The organism is Chitinophaga sp. (assembly GCF_035564935.1).
GTDB lineage: Bacteria > Bacteroidota > Bacteroidia > Chitinophagales > Chitinophagaceae > Chitinophaga.
Genome location: NZ_DATMTE010000694.1, coordinates 1 through 17,003 on the forward strand (window position 1 = coordinate 1; position 17,003 = coordinate 17,003).

General features: G+C 46.7%; 15 protein-coding genes. 8 read left to right on the forward strand and 7 right to left on the reverse strand.

Going from position 1 to position 17,003, the window contains the following annotated elements; translation table 11 throughout:
* Nucleotides 1–105 precede the first annotated feature (105 nt).
* The 4 genes from VN105_RS17885 to VN105_RS17900 all read left to right on the forward strand — a co-directional run bounded on the left by VN105_RS17885 (nucleotide 106) and on the right by VN105_RS17900 (nucleotide 6,249).
* Complete coding sequence (locus VN105_RS17885; RefSeq protein ID WP_325642893.1) at nucleotides 106–534, forward strand: hypothetical protein; 429 nt, start codon at nucleotides 106–108, stop codon at nucleotides 532–534.
* A gap of 57 nt (nucleotides 535–591) precedes the next feature.
* A complete protein-coding gene (locus VN105_RS17890; protein ID WP_325642894.1) occupies nucleotides 592–4,836 on the forward strand; it encodes a DUF6531 domain-containing protein in 4,245 nt (1,414 codons plus the stop codon).
* Nucleotides 4,837–4,853: 17 nt separating this feature from the next.
* Complete coding sequence (locus VN105_RS17895; RefSeq protein ID WP_325642895.1) at nucleotides 4,854–5,279, forward strand: hypothetical protein; 426 nt, start codon at nucleotides 4,854–4,856, stop codon at nucleotides 5,277–5,279.
* Nucleotides 5,280–5,394: 115 nt separating this feature from the next.
* Nucleotides 5,395–6,249 carry a hypothetical protein gene (locus VN105_RS17900; protein WP_325642896.1) on the forward strand — a complete coding sequence of 285 codons (855 nt, stop codon included), beginning with the start codon at nucleotides 5,395–5,397 and terminating at the stop codon, nucleotides 6,247–6,249.
* Between the two features lie 49 nt (nucleotides 6,250–6,298).
* Here the strand turns inward: VN105_RS17900 and VN105_RS17905 are convergent, their stop codons facing one another.
* Complete coding sequence (locus tag VN105_RS17905; RefSeq protein ID WP_325642897.1) at nucleotides 6,299–7,183, reverse strand: 3-hydroxybutyryl-CoA dehydrogenase; 885 nt, start codon at nucleotides 7,181–7,183, stop codon at nucleotides 6,299–6,301.
* Nucleotides 7,184–7,241: 58 nt separating this feature from the next.
* The gene (locus VN105_RS17910) at nucleotides 7,242–7,847 is read right to left on the reverse strand and encodes a carboxypeptidase-like regulatory domain-containing protein (protein WP_325642898.1); all 606 of its coding nucleotides are present in this window, start codon (nucleotides 7,845–7,847) and stop codon (nucleotides 7,242–7,244) included.
* A gap of 189 nt (nucleotides 7,848–8,036) precedes the next feature.
* On the opposite strand from VN105_RS17910, the gene VN105_RS17915 reads away from it, so the two are divergent.
* A complete protein-coding gene (locus VN105_RS17915; protein WP_325642899.1) occupies nucleotides 8,037–9,134 on the forward strand; it encodes an Mrp/NBP35 family ATP-binding protein in 1,098 nt (365 codons plus the stop codon).
* 411 nt (nucleotides 9,135–9,545) lie between these two features.
* Complete coding sequence (gene pyrF, locus VN105_RS17920) at nucleotides 9,546–10,367, forward strand: orotidine-5'-phosphate decarboxylase (RefSeq protein ID WP_325642900.1); 822 nt, start codon at nucleotides 9,546–9,548, stop codon at nucleotides 10,365–10,367.
* Between the two features lie 73 nt (nucleotides 10,368–10,440).
* Here pyrF and VN105_RS17925 read toward each other — a convergent pair whose 3' ends face one another.
* Entirely contained in the window at nucleotides 10,441–10,725 is a 285-nt protein-coding gene (locus VN105_RS17925) for a YciI family protein (RefSeq protein ID WP_325642901.1), read from the reverse strand.
* Nucleotides 10,726–11,039: 314 nt separating this feature from the next.
* Between VN105_RS17925 and VN105_RS17930 the strand changes: the two genes are divergently transcribed.
* Both VN105_RS17930 and VN105_RS17935 read left to right on the forward strand, forming a co-directional pair.
* Nucleotides 11,040–12,218, forward strand: coding sequence for an acyl-CoA dehydrogenase family protein (locus VN105_RS17930; RefSeq protein WP_325642902.1), 1,179 nt, complete (start codon nucleotides 11,040–11,042; stop codon nucleotides 12,216–12,218).
* Between the two features lie 35 nt (nucleotides 12,219–12,253).
* Nucleotides 12,254–13,270, forward strand: a complete 1,017-nt coding sequence (locus VN105_RS17935; protein ID WP_325642903.1) for an FAD:protein FMN transferase — start codon at nucleotides 12,254–12,256, stop codon at nucleotides 13,268–13,270.
* A 77-nt stretch (nucleotides 13,271–13,347) separates the two neighbouring features.
* Here the strand turns inward: VN105_RS17935 and VN105_RS17940 are convergent, their stop codons facing one another.
* The 4 genes from VN105_RS17940 to VN105_RS17955 all read right to left on the reverse strand — a co-directional run bounded on the left by VN105_RS17940 (nucleotide 13,348) and on the right by VN105_RS17955 (nucleotide 16,770).
* A complete protein-coding gene (locus tag VN105_RS17940) occupies nucleotides 13,348–13,968 on the reverse strand; it encodes an outer membrane beta-barrel protein (RefSeq protein ID WP_325642904.1) in 621 nt (206 codons plus the stop codon).
* Nucleotides 13,969–14,000: 32 nt separating this feature from the next.
* Nucleotides 14,001–14,645 (reverse strand): DUF4136 domain-containing protein, encoded by a 645-nt coding sequence (locus VN105_RS17945; protein WP_325642905.1) that lies wholly within the window; start codon nucleotides 14,643–14,645, stop codon nucleotides 14,001–14,003.
* Nucleotides 14,646–14,846: 201 nt separating this feature from the next.
* Nucleotides 14,847–15,467, reverse strand: coding sequence for an HAD family phosphatase (locus VN105_RS17950; RefSeq protein ID WP_325642906.1), 621 nt, complete (start codon nucleotides 15,465–15,467; stop codon nucleotides 14,847–14,849).
* 10 nt (nucleotides 15,468–15,477) lie between these two features.
* Nucleotides 15,478–16,770: a DUF2130 domain-containing protein gene (locus tag VN105_RS17955; protein WP_325642907.1), complete on the reverse strand. Its 1,293-nt coding sequence runs from the start codon at nucleotides 16,768–16,770 to the stop codon at nucleotides 15,478–15,480.
* Between the last annotated feature and the right edge of the window lie 233 nt (nucleotides 16,771–17,003).

Below are 17,003 nucleotides of genomic sequence, written 5' to 3' on the forward strand. Positions count from 1 at the left end.
CGGCTTTATATTGAAGAAGATATAGAATTAAGAGAATTAAAGGGGAAAAAATATAGATTAAAAGAGGATGTTAAGGCAGGATGCGTCGGTTAAAATTTATAAACTATGAACTGGACAGGAGAACTATATGGTTTTTATACAGAAAAGCCAATACAGGAAGTATTTGAAATATTAAAAAATAAGGCATCGGAAATGCCTTATAAATTTGATTATAATAAAACCGATACAGAGGAAACTTTATTGTTTTATAAAGATCAGGAGATGCTGGAATATCACCTGGAAAACGGCTATAACACAGACCTGAATGGAGAGGGGTGTTTTTCTGTGGAAGCGAAAACCGTTAAACTGGACGGCATAGCTACCTTGTTTGAGTTTGAAGGACTTTCCGATTTCGAGCCCTATGATATTAACCTGGTGTTTAGCAGGATCAGTTATTACGTATTGGTAGTACCTGATTTTATTGAAGAATCTCAATTTTCAAAGAAGATACATACAATGTTTCGCCAGGTATTAAGTGGGGTAAAACCCGGGTAGCACAGGAAGATGAGTACTAAAAGACCATATCCCGCAAGGGAATAAAGTAATCATATCATGGCAATAGAAAATAAGGGCTTCGGGGAGTTATTTGCCGAAAAGAAAAACTCACTGGACCATATCCAGAAAGGAATGGCCAGCATACTACCCGCTTTCCCGGGAATGCCCGCTGCAAAATATTTTGACCTCGGTATAGGTATAGATTTTCATGATTCCGTATTTCCACCTTCACCCTTATTGCCGGTACCTCATATCGGTATGGTGTTCGATATTATAGGCGCTATTATGGCTGCTATTGCCAGCGTGGTACCGCCACCTCCTCCGCCACCACCCGTGGAAGAAGGAAAAGAACCCGAGCCGCAACCTTTCTCGCTTGCAGCTACTGCACAAATGCTGGTGCATGCATTGAGTCCTTCCGTAAAAGTACATAACCAGTGGATCGCCAACGCAGGTACACCCATTCTGCATTTGCCCGCCATTATAGCACACCTGCCATTTCCCATCGTAAAGCCGAAAGCCGCCTCCGAAATGTGGATGGGAAGTTCCACCGTACTGGCGGATGGCGGCCCTTTTTCTACCCAGTTCCACCCGGCATTGTCGTGTAACCTTGTTGGACTGCCTTCCCCGCCAAGGCTCAATAAAAAAAGCTCGGCCTTCGCGCTGATGGCGCCTACTTCTGTATTACTGATCATGACATCTTCCGGAAAACCGGTACTGGTAGGCGGTCCTCCAACTATCGACCTGTTCCAGCTTATGTTTAAACTGGGACTGAAAGGATTGTCGAAAGCCGCAGGCGCTGCTTTACAGAAAGTGGTCAATAAAATAGAAAGCCGCTTTCCCAGGCTGGCAGCGGTATTACAGGATTTTAAGTGTAAAAGGTTCGGAGAACCCGTGGATGCGGTAAGCGGAAGCGTGGTCTCCTCTAATATAGATTTTGAATTGCCCGGACCCATACCACTGGTATGGGAGCGCACCTATTACAGCAATGCAGAAATTGCGGGGCCGTTGGGCTACAACTGGCATCACAGCTACAACCTCAGCCTGTATGATCTGCATAACGGGTACTTCAGTATCCGCCTGGCAGATGGCCGCGAAACAGTAATGCCGGCACTACCGGCAGGCGGCAGTTACTATAACAGGATAGAACAATTATGGTGGCGCCGCGATGGCAACGGGTATTACCTGGAAAATAAAGAACAGCTCCGGTATTACTTCCACACACGACCTGCGCCCGATGGCAGTTGTATGTTATCTGAAATCCGCACCGCTGCAGGATTCCGCATCCAGTTCCGGTATAACGGGCAAGGTCATCTGCAACAGATCATCGACAGCGGCAACCGGTTATTGCAGGTAACCACCGATGACCACGGCCGTATTGAAGACATTCGCACCCATAAAGGAGCAGCCGTGATTCACCTGGTGCGTTACTCCTACGATGAAGCAGGTAACCTGGCCACTACCACCAATGCCCGCGATGTAAGCAAATACTTTTTTTACAAAGGACATTTACTGGTACGGTTAACCAACCAAACCGGGATGAATTTTTACTGGGAATATGATGGCAGCGGGGAAAATGCCCGTTGTACGCATACCTGGGGAGATGAAGGCGTACTGGAGTATCATGCAAAGTATGAGAAAGGGAGGACGGTCGTTACTAACGGTCTTGGGCATACGACAGTGTATTGTTACCATGAAAACCGTCTGATCTATAAAATCATTGATGGTAACGGAGGCACTACCTTACAGCATTACAATATTTATGAGGAACTGGAAGTAGTGATAGATCCTGCCGGCAATACTGAAAAGTATGAGTATGATGCTTTCGGAAATAAGGTGAGAGAAACCAACGCCAACGGGGAATCTACCTTGTTTTATTTTGATGAAGAGCAACGGTTAACAGGGCTTAAAACACCCGGTGGCCGGCGAATGGAATGGAGCTACAATGAAGAAGGGTTGCTGGTGAAGAAAAAGAACATAGAAGGAGTGGTAACAAGATACCGGTACAGAGGCCCGCATCTTACCCATGTAACCTTTAAAAACGGGCGCACTTTTGAGCTGGAATATGATGAACAGCATAACCTCAGCGTAATTACTTCTCCGGAAAATGCACAGCGACACTGGAAGTATGATGAATTGGGACAACTGGTAAAAGAAACCACTGAAACAGGCTACTGGTATGCATATGAGTACGATGCTGCCGGTAATATTATCCATATGGAAGAAGCAGATGGCAGTACTCATCAGTTCAGTTACGACGCTGCTGATAACCTGGTGAAAGCGGAGGATGGCCAGCGGGAGGTAAGGTTTACTTATGGACCACTGGGGGTGTTAACAGGAAGGAGTCAGCATGGGGTGAATGTGCGGTTTAATTATGACAGTGAGCTACAGTTACGCAGCATAGCCAACGAAGGAGGAGAGCTGTACCGGCAGGAGCCCGATGCAAATGGAAACATCATCAATGAATGGGGTTTCGACGGCGTACATTACCACTACGAGCGGGATGCTGCGGGCCGCCTGAAAAAAATATTCCGGCCGGATAATCGGTGGACCATCTGTGAATATGATGGTACGGGTTTACTGGTTCGGGAAGAATACAATGATGGCAGCGTAACCGCATATGGATACAATAAAGACGGGTTGCTAACGGGTGCTTTCAATGAAGACGGCGCAGTTACCATTCAGCGTGACGGCTATGGCCGTACTGTTAGTGAGGTACAAGGCGCTTACGCAGTAACCCGTGAATATAATGAATGGGGAGAACCGGTTTTCCTGGGAAGCACATTGGGTGCTGCTATTCAGCTGGAACACGATGCTGCAGGTTATGTGGAAAGGATGCAGGCTGCCAGCGGACCGGCGGACTCCTGGCAGGCGCAGTGGAAACATAATGAAAGCGGACTGGAAGTATTGCGGATGTTATCCGGTGGCGTAACCGTGCAAACGCAACGCGACAAGCAGGGAAAGGTGGTGAGACAATCTATCGGGGTACATAAGGCAGAACAAAGCCGTATCCGTTATGAATGGGGAAGAAATACAAAGTTGCGCCGGATGGTGAATGAACTGAATGGTTCGCAGGCGCAGTTTTCCTACGATCAATTCGACAACCTGGTAAGTGCTACCTATAACCAAACAAACGGTAGTGCTGTAAGCACTGTTTACCGGGTACCCGACAAGCTGGGGCATCTTTTCAGAACACCTGCACGGACAGATCGCGTGTATGGAAAAGGCGGCCGCCTGCTGGAATGTCCGGACTATTTCTATTACTACGATGGAGAAGGAAATCTTATCTGTAAAGAATTTCGTCATAATCACCAGGTAGCAGAAGATAAGCAGGCATGGGCCAAAGCAAATAAAATAGTATTAAAGGGAAGCCATACAGGATGGGTGTATGAATGGAAAGCAAACGGATGGCTGTGGAAAGTGCGCACACCTGCAGGAGGAGAAATTGTATTCAGCTATGATCCGCTGGGCAGACGTATTGCGAAGGTGAACAAACGGAAACAGGAGGTAACGCGTTGGCTATGGGATGGTAATGTGCCATTGCATGAATGGCGTTATACAGGCGATTACCCACCGCACCTCGAAGCAGTGGCCGATGGCGCGTTGCACATAGAACAGGAGCCGGTAGACAACCTCGTGACCTGGGTGTTTGAAGATGATTCTTTTACACCCTGTGCAAAACTTACTGCAGCCGGGGCTTATAGTATTGTAACAGATCACCTGGGTACGCCTACACACGCATTTGATACATCAGGAAATAAAGTGTGGGAACGGGAACTCGATTGCGATGGAAAAGTGATCCGCCTGCATGGTGATAAAACATTTTGTAATTATCTTTATCAGGGACAATATGAAGATCCTGAAACAGGATTGGCGTATAACCGTTTCAGATACTACTCCCCCGGCGAAGGGATGTACATAAGCCAGGACCCGATTGGATTAGCGGGAGGCAATGCTACCATGTACGCCTACATACGGGATTCCAATCAATCAGTTGATCCATACGGGTTGATGGAATTATACGCATTGTTAGCCAAGAAAGACGGATGGTACCCGGTGATGCAGTATGGTAAAAAAAGCCCTATTGGAGAAATGTATCTGAAGAAAGGAGACCTGTGGAAAATAGGAGAAACCATCAACCCAAAAAGGAGATACAGCCAAAAATGGCTGGACAAAATGGATCTGGATAAAGTGAGGATTGCCACAGGAAATAAAAAAGCAATGCAGGTTATAGAACGCCAGAAATTGAAAGGATACGAGGCATGGAAAGGACACCTGCCTCCTGGTAATAAAGCACATCACTAAAAAGTTTTAAACTATATATGAGAATATCACTAAACGTTGATACCTATTTAGATTCGATTTTGAGTTTAAGAGACGAATTGGATATAGTAGGTGAAAAGATAACAGAAAAGTATAGCAGCGTAGAAACGCCTGATGTGATGGGCATCGCCATCAGGTGCCTGCCGGATGAACTGGAACGAAAAACTTTTAAGCGCTACGACAAAAAGGATCGCTACTTAACAATTGATATCACAGTTAGCTATGATAAGTATAAAGGTTTGCAGAAGATTGAACAAAGGCACGACCTGGGGCATACGATATATGACAACATCGCTGATGCTATTTCAAAGTATAAATTCGTGGAATTAACCGGGAGTGATTTTTTGAAAGACTTTAAAGCCTGGTGTAATGAAATCGGTTGGCTGCAGGACGAGATTGACTGGAGCCTGGACCCTGATGCATAATTCCATATAGCAAGCCCGCCTAAGTAAAAAACGGATTCCAAACAAACAAAGGCTCCCTGCAAACCACCATGTGGGTGGGGCTCGTTGCTTAAAAGGCAGGCATCTCTGATACACTATGAAAAAAATTGAATCTTTTGTCGCAAAAAAAGAACAGGAAATAGCGGCTGCTTATAAAAGTGTTACTGCTCACGCGGAGTATATCGCTTTCCTGGAAGCAGCCGTTAAAGATTATTATGAAACGGGTATGGAGAAATTCTATTCCACGTTCGAAGAATTTGGTCAGACGTTTACCAGCGAATACGATGCAGCAGGCATATTAACAGGAATGGCCGCCTGCAGCTACTGGCAGGCTGCTGTTGGTTTTGCTGCCAACCCGGATCAGCAGGGATATAACCGGTTATTGAACGCATTGCATTATAATATCCAGGCGCTGTTAAAATGTGAGGAACAAGGGAAAATAGAAGAGAGCATTTTTTCTACAGATATTGCCTTGTACATCATCCTGGCAACTATTTATTTTCCAAAGGATGTAGCGCCCCTGCTGCAGTATTTTTCTTTTTATGTAAAAACGAAGAAAGAGCTCATGGATGCCCCTCTTTATGCGGATCTTCTTGGAAAAGCAGATGTAATTCCGCTGATGATGTTTGTAACTGCATCATCCGGAGTGCAACTTCCGGATGATCATATCAAACAGTATGTACATGCGGATATTGCACCGGCTTACCGCAAGGCCATGGATCAGCTGTACAGTGAAGATCCCGTTGTTGTTACCGCATGGATCAATGAAATGGCCAATGACCATATCGCCAAAAGTAAGGACAACTGGACCTTAGCATTTAACCATCTTACCTGGCAGTATTTTCCTGTTGAAATAATTGCATTACTGGTGATGAGAGCCCGCAAAGGGCTCAGCAATGATTTTATTGATAACCCGCTGCTGCACCATTTTAAGCCTTTCATGGTACCATAAAGGCGTTTGGTGATGCCCGCATCCGGTCAATCACCAAACGCGCCTCCGGTTAGAACCGGGAACTCACCACAAGATCTTTGCTGCCTGGTGTATATTTATAGAACCCTTCGCCGCTTTTAACACCCAGGTAACCCGCTGTTACCATGTTTACCAGCAAGGGACAGGGAGCATATTTCGGATTGCCAAAACCATCGTGCAGTACCTGCAGTATGGAAAGGCAAACATCCAGCCCTATAAAATCCGCCAGCTGTAAGGGTCCCATGGGATGCGCCATTCCCAGTTTCATTACGGTATCAATTTCAGCTACACCAGCTACTCCTTCAAAGAGGGAACAGATGGCTTCATTGATCATGGGCATCAGTATACGGTTGGCAATAAAGCCGGGATAATCGTTTACTACGCAGGGAACTTTTTCCAGTTTTTCGGAAAGCGATACAATGGCGCCGGTTACTTCTTTATCAGTAGCATAGCCGTTGATGATCTCCACCAGTTTCATTACCGGTACCGGGTTCATGAAGTGCATGCCTATTACTTTTTCCGGGCGTTTGGTAACGGCGGCAATTTTTGTAATAGAGATAGAAGAAGTGTTGGTGGCGAGTATGGCGTTTGCAGGTGCGTGCAGATCGACGTCCTGGAATATTTTCAGTTTCAGCGCCACATTTTCTGTGGCAGCTTCCACTACCAGTGATACATCTTTAACGCCTGCTGCCAGGTCGGTTTGCAGGGAGATGTTACTAAGCGTAGCTGTTTTTACGGCTTCAGTAATGGCGCCTTTTGTCACCTGCCGGTCCAGGTTCTTAGTGATGGTTTGCAGCGCCTTATCCAGTGCCGGGGCTGAAACGTCTGTCAGGTTTACGGCGTAGCCGTGTTGGGCAAATACATGCGCAATACCATTTCCCATAGTACCAGCGCCAATAACCGCAATTTTTTGCATGGTGTAGTGATTTGTCGGAATTGAATAAGGCGCTAATTTAAGGTATTACGCGTTACCGTCAGTAACTGCCGTAACTGTCGTCTTTCCGTTTAAAGTCGCCTTGCTTCCAGGCCTGGATAAACTGGGCCCATGCCAGCGGGTTGAAGATATTCTGCGGAGGCGGTTGACCCGCATAGTACAGGTTTTGCGCCTGTTTCTTGAGATATTGGTTAGTGCCCTCCCTGCCATCAATGGGCATGTAACGGGCCATGGCGCGAAGCCTGGCGTTACTGGTATTTTTCCGTGCCACCTCGTAGGCGTCATCGGGAATGTCCATATTGGCGAAGGCGCGTTCAAATTCTTCCCTGGAAAGATAAGGTTTGATAATAGTTACCGGCAGATAGGTGGTATCCTCCACCAGCAGCTGTATCAGGGAAAAACTATTCCCCTTGATATCCGGGGGAATGCGGTAATTTTTATGTTTGAAGCCTACCGCACTGAAGGAGAGCGTATCGCCCTTGAATACAACAATAGAGAATATACCGGACCTGTTGGAGATAGTTCCCCTGTTCTGCCCCTTTACCAGGATGCTCACAGCAGGAATGGCCCGCAAACTGTCTGCAGTCATGGTAATACCTGAAATCTGTATAACGCTGTCTCTGAATTCCGCGATCTGAGCTTTCAAAAGGAAAGGAGATAAAACGAAAATAATAATGAGTGACAGTATGTAGGATCTTTTCTTATGCATGCCGGCCCTAAGATATAAAAATTTGTTTACGTGTTTCCATGCAGTTGATCGCCTGCCCAGAGAAATTGTAAATTAAATCCCAATTGGGTTAACTTTGTTCCCTGGATTCAAAATTAACAACAATTTATGATCACGAAAGAGCAGGTTTTAAAGGCCCTGAGCAACGTAGAAGAGCCGGATCTGGGGAAGGATCTCGTTACGCTGAACATGGTGAAAGATATAGAGATCGACGGCAATAAAGTGAAATTTACAGTCGTTCTCACCACACCGGCCTGTCCGTTAAAGGACCTGATCCGCAATGCCTGTGTGAATGCTATTCACATGCTGGTAAGCAAGGAGGCGGAGGTGGAAGTTGTCTTGACAGCCAACGTCAATTCTAAAAGGGCAAACGGGCAGGGTGTACTGTCTAATGTAAAAAATATCATTGTGGTGGCTTCCGGTAAAGGTGGCGTAGGTAAATCCACTGTAGCCGCCAACCTGGCGCTGGCTTTGGGTCGTGATGGCGCCAGGGTGGGACTGATGGACGCAGATATTTACGGACCTTCCGTTCCCATCATGTTCGGGCTGCGGGGAGAAAGACCACTGATGGTAAATGTAGATGGCAAAGGCATGATCCAGCCGATTGAAAAGTTTGGCATCAAGGTAATGTCTATTGGTTTGCTGATAGATGAAAGGCAGGCGGTTGTTTGGCGCGGACCGATGGCCAGCAGCGCGCTGAAGCAGTTTATCACCGATGTATACTGGGATGAGCTGGATTACCTGGTAATTGATATGCCTCCCGGCACCGGCGATATTCACCTCACCCTGGTGCAGACAGTGCCTGTTACCGGCGCCGTGATTGTTACCACTCCACAGGATGTAGCCCTGGCAGATGCCAAAAAAGGTATCGCCATGTTCATGGGACAGCAGATCAATGTGCCAATTCTCGGATTAGTGGAAAATATGGCCTATTTCACACCTGCTGAACTGCCGGAAAACAAATACTACATCTTCGGTAAAGAAGGTGGAAAACACCTGGCGGAAGAAATGGATATTCCTTTCCTCGGCCAGATCCCGCTGGTACAAAGCATCCGCGAAGGCGGCGATGCCGGTGTGCCCGCTATGGCCGGCGATGAAAAAATAACCCGCAAGGCCTTCCTGGATGTTGCAGGCGCGGCCGCCCGCAGCATCGCTATGCGCAACGCCAATATTGCTCCCACCAGGATAGTGGAAATTATTGTATAAAAGCACGAACACTGACGGATTACGGATAGAAATATCTGTAATCCGTTATTTGCTGATAATATCTTCACACCTATATTTCACCCCTCAACAGCGAAACCGGTTATTTCCGCGTAATGGCTCATTTTAGTGTACTGGCAACAGCAATTCTTTATAAGCGGCAGCGGAAATGGAAGTCCGCAGGCCAGGCGGTAAATACATGGAAACATTTTATTTTTTGTTGATGGTCATAATCCCAAAAAGGAATATCTTTATTTTATTCTTCCGCGTTAAATTATGTCAGCATTGTCGGTAAACCACAACTACCACAGTGAATAGAGAAAAGTTGTTTTTCAAATACAGGTAATCATAATATGTTTAAAGAAGCGTCATTGCTTAAGTTTTTCTTAACTTTGCGCCCCAAATTAACCGACTATGAATCGACAGGAATTGGTGAATCTGATTAAGGAAAAGCAGTCTTACCTGTGCGTAGGACTGGATACAGACGTACAAAAGATTCCAAAACACCTGCTTTCTCATGCAGATCCGGTGTTTGCCTTTAACAAGGCGATTATTGACGCTACCAAAGATCTTTGTGTGGCATATAAGATCAATACGGCCTTTTACGAAAGTATGGGCATGCGTGGCTGGGAAAGTTTACAACGCACTATTGAATATATCCCTGAAGGAATATTCACCATTGCTGATGCGAAACGCGGCGATATAGGCAATACTTCCACCCAGTACGCCAAAACATTTTTCGAAACCTACAAGTTCGATTCGGTTACGGTGGCCCCGTATATGGGTAAAGACAGCGTAACGCCTTTCCTGCAGTTCTCTGAGAAGTGGGCTATTCTGCTGGGATTAACTTCCAATGAAGGCAGCCAGGATTTCCAGATGCAGCAGATCGGAGATCAATTCCTCTTTGAAAAAGTGCTGAAAGCCGGCATGGAATGGGGTACCCCGGAGAACCTGATGTTTGTGGTGGGAGCTACCCAGTCGTCGCAACTGGGCTATATCCGCAAACTGGTACCGGATCATTTCTTCCTCGTGCCTGGTGTAGGGGCACAGGGCGGCAGCTTGCAGGAGATTTCACTGCAGGCCATGAATAAAGACTGCGGGCTGCTGGTAAATGCCAGCCGTGCTATCATTTATGCCGGCAACGGAGAGGACTTTGCCACAGATGCCCGTCGTATTGCCAAACAATACCAGGTGGAAATGGCCGGCTACCTGAACAAGATGGTGGCAGCCGTGTAGATAATTTTTTTACGCCGGTACCGTGCAACTGCGGTTTGCAGCAGGCGCCAGGTACCGGCATCTCCCTAACCTGTTACTTAAAAAGACAGTTCTTCACCGTCCACCAGGGCTTTACTTCGAAAGCCAGCCTGCCCGCCATCACAGCAGGATCTTTTCCTACCAGCGACGCCACTTCGAGGCTGTCATTACAATCCATAATAAAAATACCACGGAGCGTTTCATCATTTTCAAAAGGACCTGCTACCAGCAACTTGCCGGCTGCAGCCATTTTGCTGATATTGTCCATATGAGCCTGCTGGATTTTTGCAGCGAGGGCAGTATCCTGGTTCCGGACCGGTCCTTTTTTTAACAGTACCATCCAGTACCTTTTTACTTCAGGGGGTACACCTGATCTGACTTTTGGGGGTGGCACACGAAGTGCAACAGATTGTAATGGTGTGGGGTGAAACGATAACATCACAATGACTAAAAATCCCAATAGCAAAAGCGCAGGTATAACTTTGCTTGCCATAGTAACTGAATTTGAAGGAAAGGTACAAACTTGTCGTGAAATAACGCGTTTGCTTCCCGGGAAATTTTAATGAAAAATGCCGCCGCAGCAATAGCTTAAATCTCCCCGTGGACGCGGTTCCTAACAGGTAATTTCTTATATTGGGTATTAAACCTGTAGTAATGCAACAAGATCTGTTTCAGTCACCCGATTATTTTGCCGTAGATGATTTACTGAAAGAAGAGCACCTTTTGATCCGCGACGCTGTTCGTCAATGGGTAAAGAAAGAAGTATCCCCCATTATTGAAGATTACTGTCAGCGCGCTGCTTTTCCATCGCATATTTTAGAGGGCCTCGGGGAACTGGGCTGCTTCGGTCCTACCATCCCGGTGGAATATGGCGGGGGCGGAATGGATCATATTGCTTACGGATTGATGATGCAGGAGCTGGAACGTGGCGATAGCGGCATTCGCTCTACTGCATCGGTGCAGGGATCGCTGGTAATGTTCCCCATATTTACTTTCGGGAGTGAAGCCCAAAAAAAGAAGTATCTGCCCAAACTGGCTACAGGACAGATGATGGGCTGCTTTGGCCTTACAGAACCGGACCATGGTTCCAATCCCGCCGGGATGCTCACCAACTTCCGCGAAGAAGGAGACTATGTAATATTAAATGGCGCTAAAATGTGGATCTCCAATGCGCCGTTTGCAGATATAGCTGTGGTATGGGCAAAAGATGAAAGTGGCGTTATCCGTGGTATTATCGTGGAAAGAGGCATGGAAGGCTTTACCACGCCGGAAACCAAAGGGAAGTGGAGTTTACGCGCCAGTGCTACCGGGGAACTGGTATTTGATAATGTGAAAGTGCCGAAGGAGAATATCCTGCCGGAAGCGCGTGGTTTAAAAGGGCCCTTAACCTGCCTTTCTTCCGCCCGTTACGGGATTGCGTGGGGAGTAATAGGCGCTGCGATGGATTGCTACGATACGGCACTCAGGTATGCCAAAGAACGTATTCAGTTCGACCGGCCCATTGGCGGATTTCAGCTTACGCAGAAGAAACTGGCGGAAATGATCACTGAAATCACCAAAGCGCAGTTGCTTAACTGGCGTCTCGGTGTTTTAAAAAATGAAGGGAAAGCAACAGCGGCGCAAATTTCGATGGCCAAGCGCAATTCCTGCGAGGTAGCCGCCAATATTGCCCGTAATGCGCGCACTATCCTGGGGGGAATGGGTATCACCGGCGAATTTCCGGTGATGCGGCATATGATGAACCTGGAAAGCGTAATGACCTATGAAGGAACACACGAAATACATTTGCTGATCACCGGTATGGATATTACCGGTTTAGACGCCTTTAAATAGTAGCCGGGCATGCCCGGCTCATTGCCAACAACTACATGAAACAGTTTTTTTTCCTGGCCGCCCTGCTGTGGTGTGCCAATACCCGGGCGCAGCAGGCGCCTGCACTGAAGCTTGTTACCTGCGAAGGGAAAGCACAGGGCACTTACTACATCGTAAAATATTTATCGGCCGATACAACGTCAATGGATAAACGTATCGATTCCCTGTTTGCGGTGATCGATCAGTCGTTGTCGCTGTATAAGCCCGGATCGGCCATCAACCGGTTCAATGAAACCGGTCACATCACCATGGATGCGCACATGAAAACGGTCATACAGCAAGCGCTGTTTACCAGCAAAGCCACCAACGGGTTATTTGACATTACCGTGAAACCGCTGGTATACCTGTGGGGATTTGGTGTTACCAAACCATCGTTTAAAGGGGTGCCGCCAACAGATAGTATCAAAGCCGCAATGTCGTATATTGGTTACCGTTATCTCCGTGTAAAAGGCGATCAGTTGTATGCTGCAAAGAAAGGGGTACAGATTGATTGCAATGGAATTGCCCAGGGATATACGGTAGATGTGATCGGGCAGTTTTTATCACAGCAGGGAATAAACAATTACCTGGTAGATGTAGGCGGTGAGCTATGTGCAAAGGGGCATAATCATCTGCACAAAACATGGAGCGTGGGAATAGAAAGGCCATCGCCCGGCGATACCTCGTATGAGCCGGTACAGGGGCTGGTACGGCTTCCGGATAAAGGGATTGCCACCAGCGGAAATTACCGCCGTTTTTTTGACCAGGGACGTACACGTTTTGCGCATACCATTCACCCGTTAACCGGGATAGCGTTGCATAATAATATTATCAGCGTTACTGTGATTGCGAAAGATTGTTTTACTGCAGATGCCTTTGATAATCCGCTTATTCTGATGGGAGTGGAGAAGGGGCTTGCTTACGTTGAACAACATCCGGAATACGGGCTGGAAGCAATTTATATTTATAAAGATAAAGATGGCGCCATTAGAGAAGCCTTCAGTAAAGGCTTTAAGGCTTACATGCAATTCTAAAAAAATGTCCCGTTCGCTGGTTCACGAACGGGACTCACTCTCACGCTTTCTTTCTTAGAATATGGACATAAATGGATTTAATTCAGTGAGAATTTCAATCCAATATTTCCCTGAACAGTATTGTAATTGGTAATGTCGCCGTATTTATAAGGCGCATAGTTATATCGCACACTGGCATTGAACATCAGTGGTGAAGCCTTTCCAAAAGGCACGTTGATGCCTATTTCCGGGCTCACCAGGAACTGCCAGCTGTTATCTTTCTCCACAAATTCACCCCAGTATTTTTCATAATTCATATTTGCAGTACCAACCCCTACGGTGGCATATGGAATGACTGCTGCAGATGGTTTGGTGAATGCATAGCTTACGGTTGCCTGGATAGGAATTACCTGCAGGGTACGCGACTGAACGGCAGAAACATCTCCCTGTTTATCGGGGTATACTGCGCGCGGAAGCCGCTGGTAAAAATCCTGGAACCCGGAGCGTAATCCTACGGACCACTGATCATTCAGCTGATATTGTAATCCTGCGCTCCAGCCACGGAAGCTGGTTTTGTCGGAATAATCCTTTAATGAACCGAGGGGTTGTGCAATGGAGTAATTCACATCTACGGATAATGGCGGACGAACCTGTGCAGATACAGCCTGTGCGGCAAAACATCCTGCAAAAATCAATATCCAGTTTCTTATCTTTTTCATTTTCCTGTCAGTTTAAAAGTTCTCAATCAACATTAATTAGCGGTTTTACTCAGGTAGGCAGACTGGGCAAAAGATGCCTGTACCATGGAATCGATGTTACCGGTGCTCCATACGCCTGAACCACGCCATAATGCATTCCAGACAGCTGTGTATTTGTTGTTCTTCGGATTTTTGAGGTCGAACAAGTCGATGGCTACCTGTTTTTCATTCACCTGGTACACAGTGTAGTAGGAAGGCCAGTACCAGCCGCCGCCTGGATATCCCCAGTAACCGGGATCCCAGTAGCCGCCACCGCCCCACCATCCGGGGTTCCAGGAGATGTTGGTGTAGGAGTTATCGATACGTGTGAGGTTCACTGCCAGGTCGGGTTTGGCAGCTTTGTTCACTAACGTGTAACCCCGTTGCTGCATGGCAGCAGTTACAGATGCAATTAATTTCTGGTCGTAGTCCGTCAGCGCTTTCTTAGCCGAATCACTTGATCTCGTTAATACTGCCACTGAGTCTACTATGCTAAAAGTGGAATATGAGGTGAAATTGGCGGTGCTGTCGTGGTTGGTGATGTAGATCCTTGACTCTTCATTGGTCATATCTTTCAGGGGATCTTTACGACAGCTACTGAATGAAACCATCGCTACCACTGCGGCAGCGGCACTGAATAAAAACAATGTTCTTTTCATGTCCTAGCGTATTAGTTTAAAAAAATAAATCTACGGGCTAACGATCATGGACCAGTCAGGTTGGTGTCTGACAATTCCGTTTCCGTGTACGTATCTTGAACGAATTAGATGGTTGATTGTTACAGAAAGTTTATCAGTGTAGTGTTAAGGAAATCCTAAAGTGGGAGAAGGGTTAACAGTAGCAATAATTAATGTAGTGAATTAAATTAATATAGATCTCTTTTCTAATGCTGTTTTTAACTGGCCGGGATCTTCAAACAATATACTGTCTATACCAAACTCACGTGCTGCTTTCACATTGCGTAAATTATCGTCAATGAACAACGACGTTGATGCATCAGCGTTATACCTGTCCAGCAGCAACCGGAAAAATGCAGGGGCTGGTTTGCGCATTTTTTCCCTGCCGGATACTACGATGCCGTCGAACCAATGGAGGGAATTGTACATCGCCCATGCAATGGGGAATGTTTCGTCTGACCAGTTGGTGAGTGCATATAATTTATATTGCCCGCTTTGCTTTAGCTGATGCAATATATTTTTGGTGCCTTCAATTTCCCCGCCCAGCATTTCATTCCACCTGCCGTAGTAGGCGCGGATATTTTCTTCATGGTGGGGGAAGGCGTTTACCAGCAGCTCAGTACCTTCCGCCAGTGTTCTGCCTTCATCCTGTGTTTCGTTCCAGTCGGACGTGCATACTTCGCGGAGAAAAGTTTCCATTTCTTCTTCAGAAGAAAAAATTTTGCGGTATAAATGACGGGGATTCCAGTCGATCAATACTGCTCCCAGGTCAAATATAATGGTGTTGATCTTTTTGTTTTGCATAGGTGGCTGTTTATTCAGGAAGTTCATCGGGGGCATCTTCCAGCAGTTGAAGATCTACCGAATCGCTTCCGGCAATACCTTCAATGGAGCCTTTGATATGCGCCGCATTGAGTAATACTTTTTCGAGTTGTTTTTCGCGTGCTTTCCAGAGTTTTTCCATGGCATCGCGTTCGCGCTGGATGGATAGTTTCATGGACATAAACCCTTCGCGGATGGCTTTCCACTGTTCTGCAAACTCGCCGCCGGTAAGGTATTCGTAGAGCATGTGCATTTTATCTCCTTTATTTTCCTGCGAGCGGAGCTTACCGGAAATTTTGATAATGCCATCTCTCAATACATAGGCCAGTGCTTTTACTTCTGCGAAAGTGCAGATCCAGATGCCATCTTTTTCACCGAAGCGTTCCATATCTTTTGGCATGGTTTGCGTAACAAGAATAGCTACATCTACGCCCTGGCTGCGCATATCCGCTTTCAGTTTTTCCACCCAGTCCCGGATAAATTCCTTGGTGCGTTTGCTTTCATAAATAATGCGCCCGCATTCCTGCCCGTATTGGTTGCGGATCAGTTGTATACAATCGGCGCCGCGGATGCCTTTGCCTACGGGGGTTACTTCATCGAACGGGAAATGGAGACGTAACATTTCTTCCAGCACCAGTTCCTGTGCTTCGCCCTGTAGTTGCATAGAGCCTTGTTCCGCCCTGCGTTTCATTTCCTCGGCCAGTTTGCGTTGGTCTTCCAGTTGCTTTTCCAGTTCACGGAGCCGCAGCTGGTGTTCCGTATCTCTCAGGGTGTTACGTTCGGATTCTTCTTTCCGTATCTGGTCTGCCAGTTCAGACCGGGCTTCCAGTAATCTTTTCTGCAGGTCAATTTCCAGTTCCTGTTCTTTGGTTTTCAGATCCTGTTCCTTACGGAGAAATTCCAGCTCCTGTTTACGGGCTTCCCGGAGTTTTTCTTCCTGTTCCTGGTTGGCTTCCTTTAAGGCCAACAGCTGGCTGCTGAGGTCGGCGGTAATGGATTTGCGCAGCTCCTGCTCCATGGTGTCCTGGAGCTGTTTTTTTTCAGCAAGTACCCGCCGGTTCACTTCTTCTTCCTGCTGTTGTTTAAGCGCCTCTATTTGCTGGCGTTCCTGCATCATTTTTGACCTTTCCGATTGCAGGGAGGTTTTTTCCGCCTGCAAAGAGTCCAGCCGCTTCCGCCACTCGGATTCCATTTTCCCGCGCATTTCCTTTTCTATATCCGCTGCAAAAGCATCCTCGATCACGAACTGGTGCCTGCAATTGGGACAGGTGATTGATGTTCCCATAGTATCTCAGTAAAAAAATTACGTAAAGATAGGGGTTTGGCAGCCGGAATAAAAAAAGGAAGGTAGTTGGCTCCTCCTTCCTCCTGCATGAATAATGGCTAAAACAAACAACAGTTATTCAGGTTTTTCAATAGATAGTATTTCCTGCCGGGTTAACACCAGCAAGGTGGGAAATGATTGTTAGGCGTAGGTTAAATGAAGGTTAGGGAATTGTTAAGGATGGTTTTGCGGGT

Bases quoted from the DNA above. Each gene is read 5' to 3' on its own strand.
- VN105_RS17915 (WP_325642899.1), top strand. From the start codon at position 8,037: ATGATCACGAAAGAGCAGGTTTTAAAGGCCCTGAGCAACGTAGAAGAG.
- VN105_RS17885 (WP_325642893.1), top strand. From the start codon at position 106: ATGAACTGGACAGGAGAACTATATGGTTTTTATACAGAAAAGCCAATA.
- VN105_RS17935 (WP_325642903.1), top strand. From the start codon at position 12,254: ATGAAACAGTTTTTTTTCCTGGCCGCCCTGCTGTGGTGTGCCAATACC.
- VN105_RS17940 (WP_325642904.1), bottom strand. From the start codon at position 13,968: ATGAAAAAGATAAGAAACTGGATATTGATTTTTGCAGGATGTTTTGCC.
- VN105_RS17950 (WP_325642906.1), bottom strand. From the start codon at position 15,467: ATGCAAAACAAAAAGATCAACACCATTATATTTGACCTGGGAGCAGTA.
- VN105_RS17890 (WP_325642894.1), top strand. From the start codon at position 592: ATGGCAATAGAAAATAAGGGCTTCGGGGAGTTATTTGCCGAAAAGAAA.
- VN105_RS17895 (WP_325642895.1), top strand. From the start codon at position 4,854: ATGAGAATATCACTAAACGTTGATACCTATTTAGATTCGATTTTGAGT.
- VN105_RS17900 (WP_325642896.1), top strand. From the start codon at position 5,395: ATGAAAAAAATTGAATCTTTTGTCGCAAAAAAAGAACAGGAAATAGCG.
- VN105_RS17905 (WP_325642897.1), bottom strand. From the start codon at position 7,183: ATGCAAAAAATTGCGGTTATTGGCGCTGGTACTATGGGAAATGGTATT.
- VN105_RS17925 (WP_325642901.1), bottom strand. From the start codon at position 10,725: ATGGTACTGTTAAAAAAAGGACCGGTCCGGAACCAGGATACTGCCCTC.
- VN105_RS17930 (WP_325642902.1), top strand. From the start codon at position 11,040: ATGCAACAAGATCTGTTTCAGTCACCCGATTATTTTGCCGTAGATGAT.
- VN105_RS17955 (WP_325642907.1), bottom strand. From the start codon at position 16,770: ATGGGAACATCAATCACCTGTCCCAATTGCAGGCACCAGTTCGTGATC.
- VN105_RS17945 (WP_325642905.1), bottom strand. From the start codon at position 14,645: ATGAAAAGAACATTGTTTTTATTCAGTGCCGCTGCCGCAGTGGTAGCG.
- pyrF (WP_325642900.1), top strand. From the start codon at position 9,546: ATGAATCGACAGGAATTGGTGAATCTGATTAAGGAAAAGCAGTCTTAC.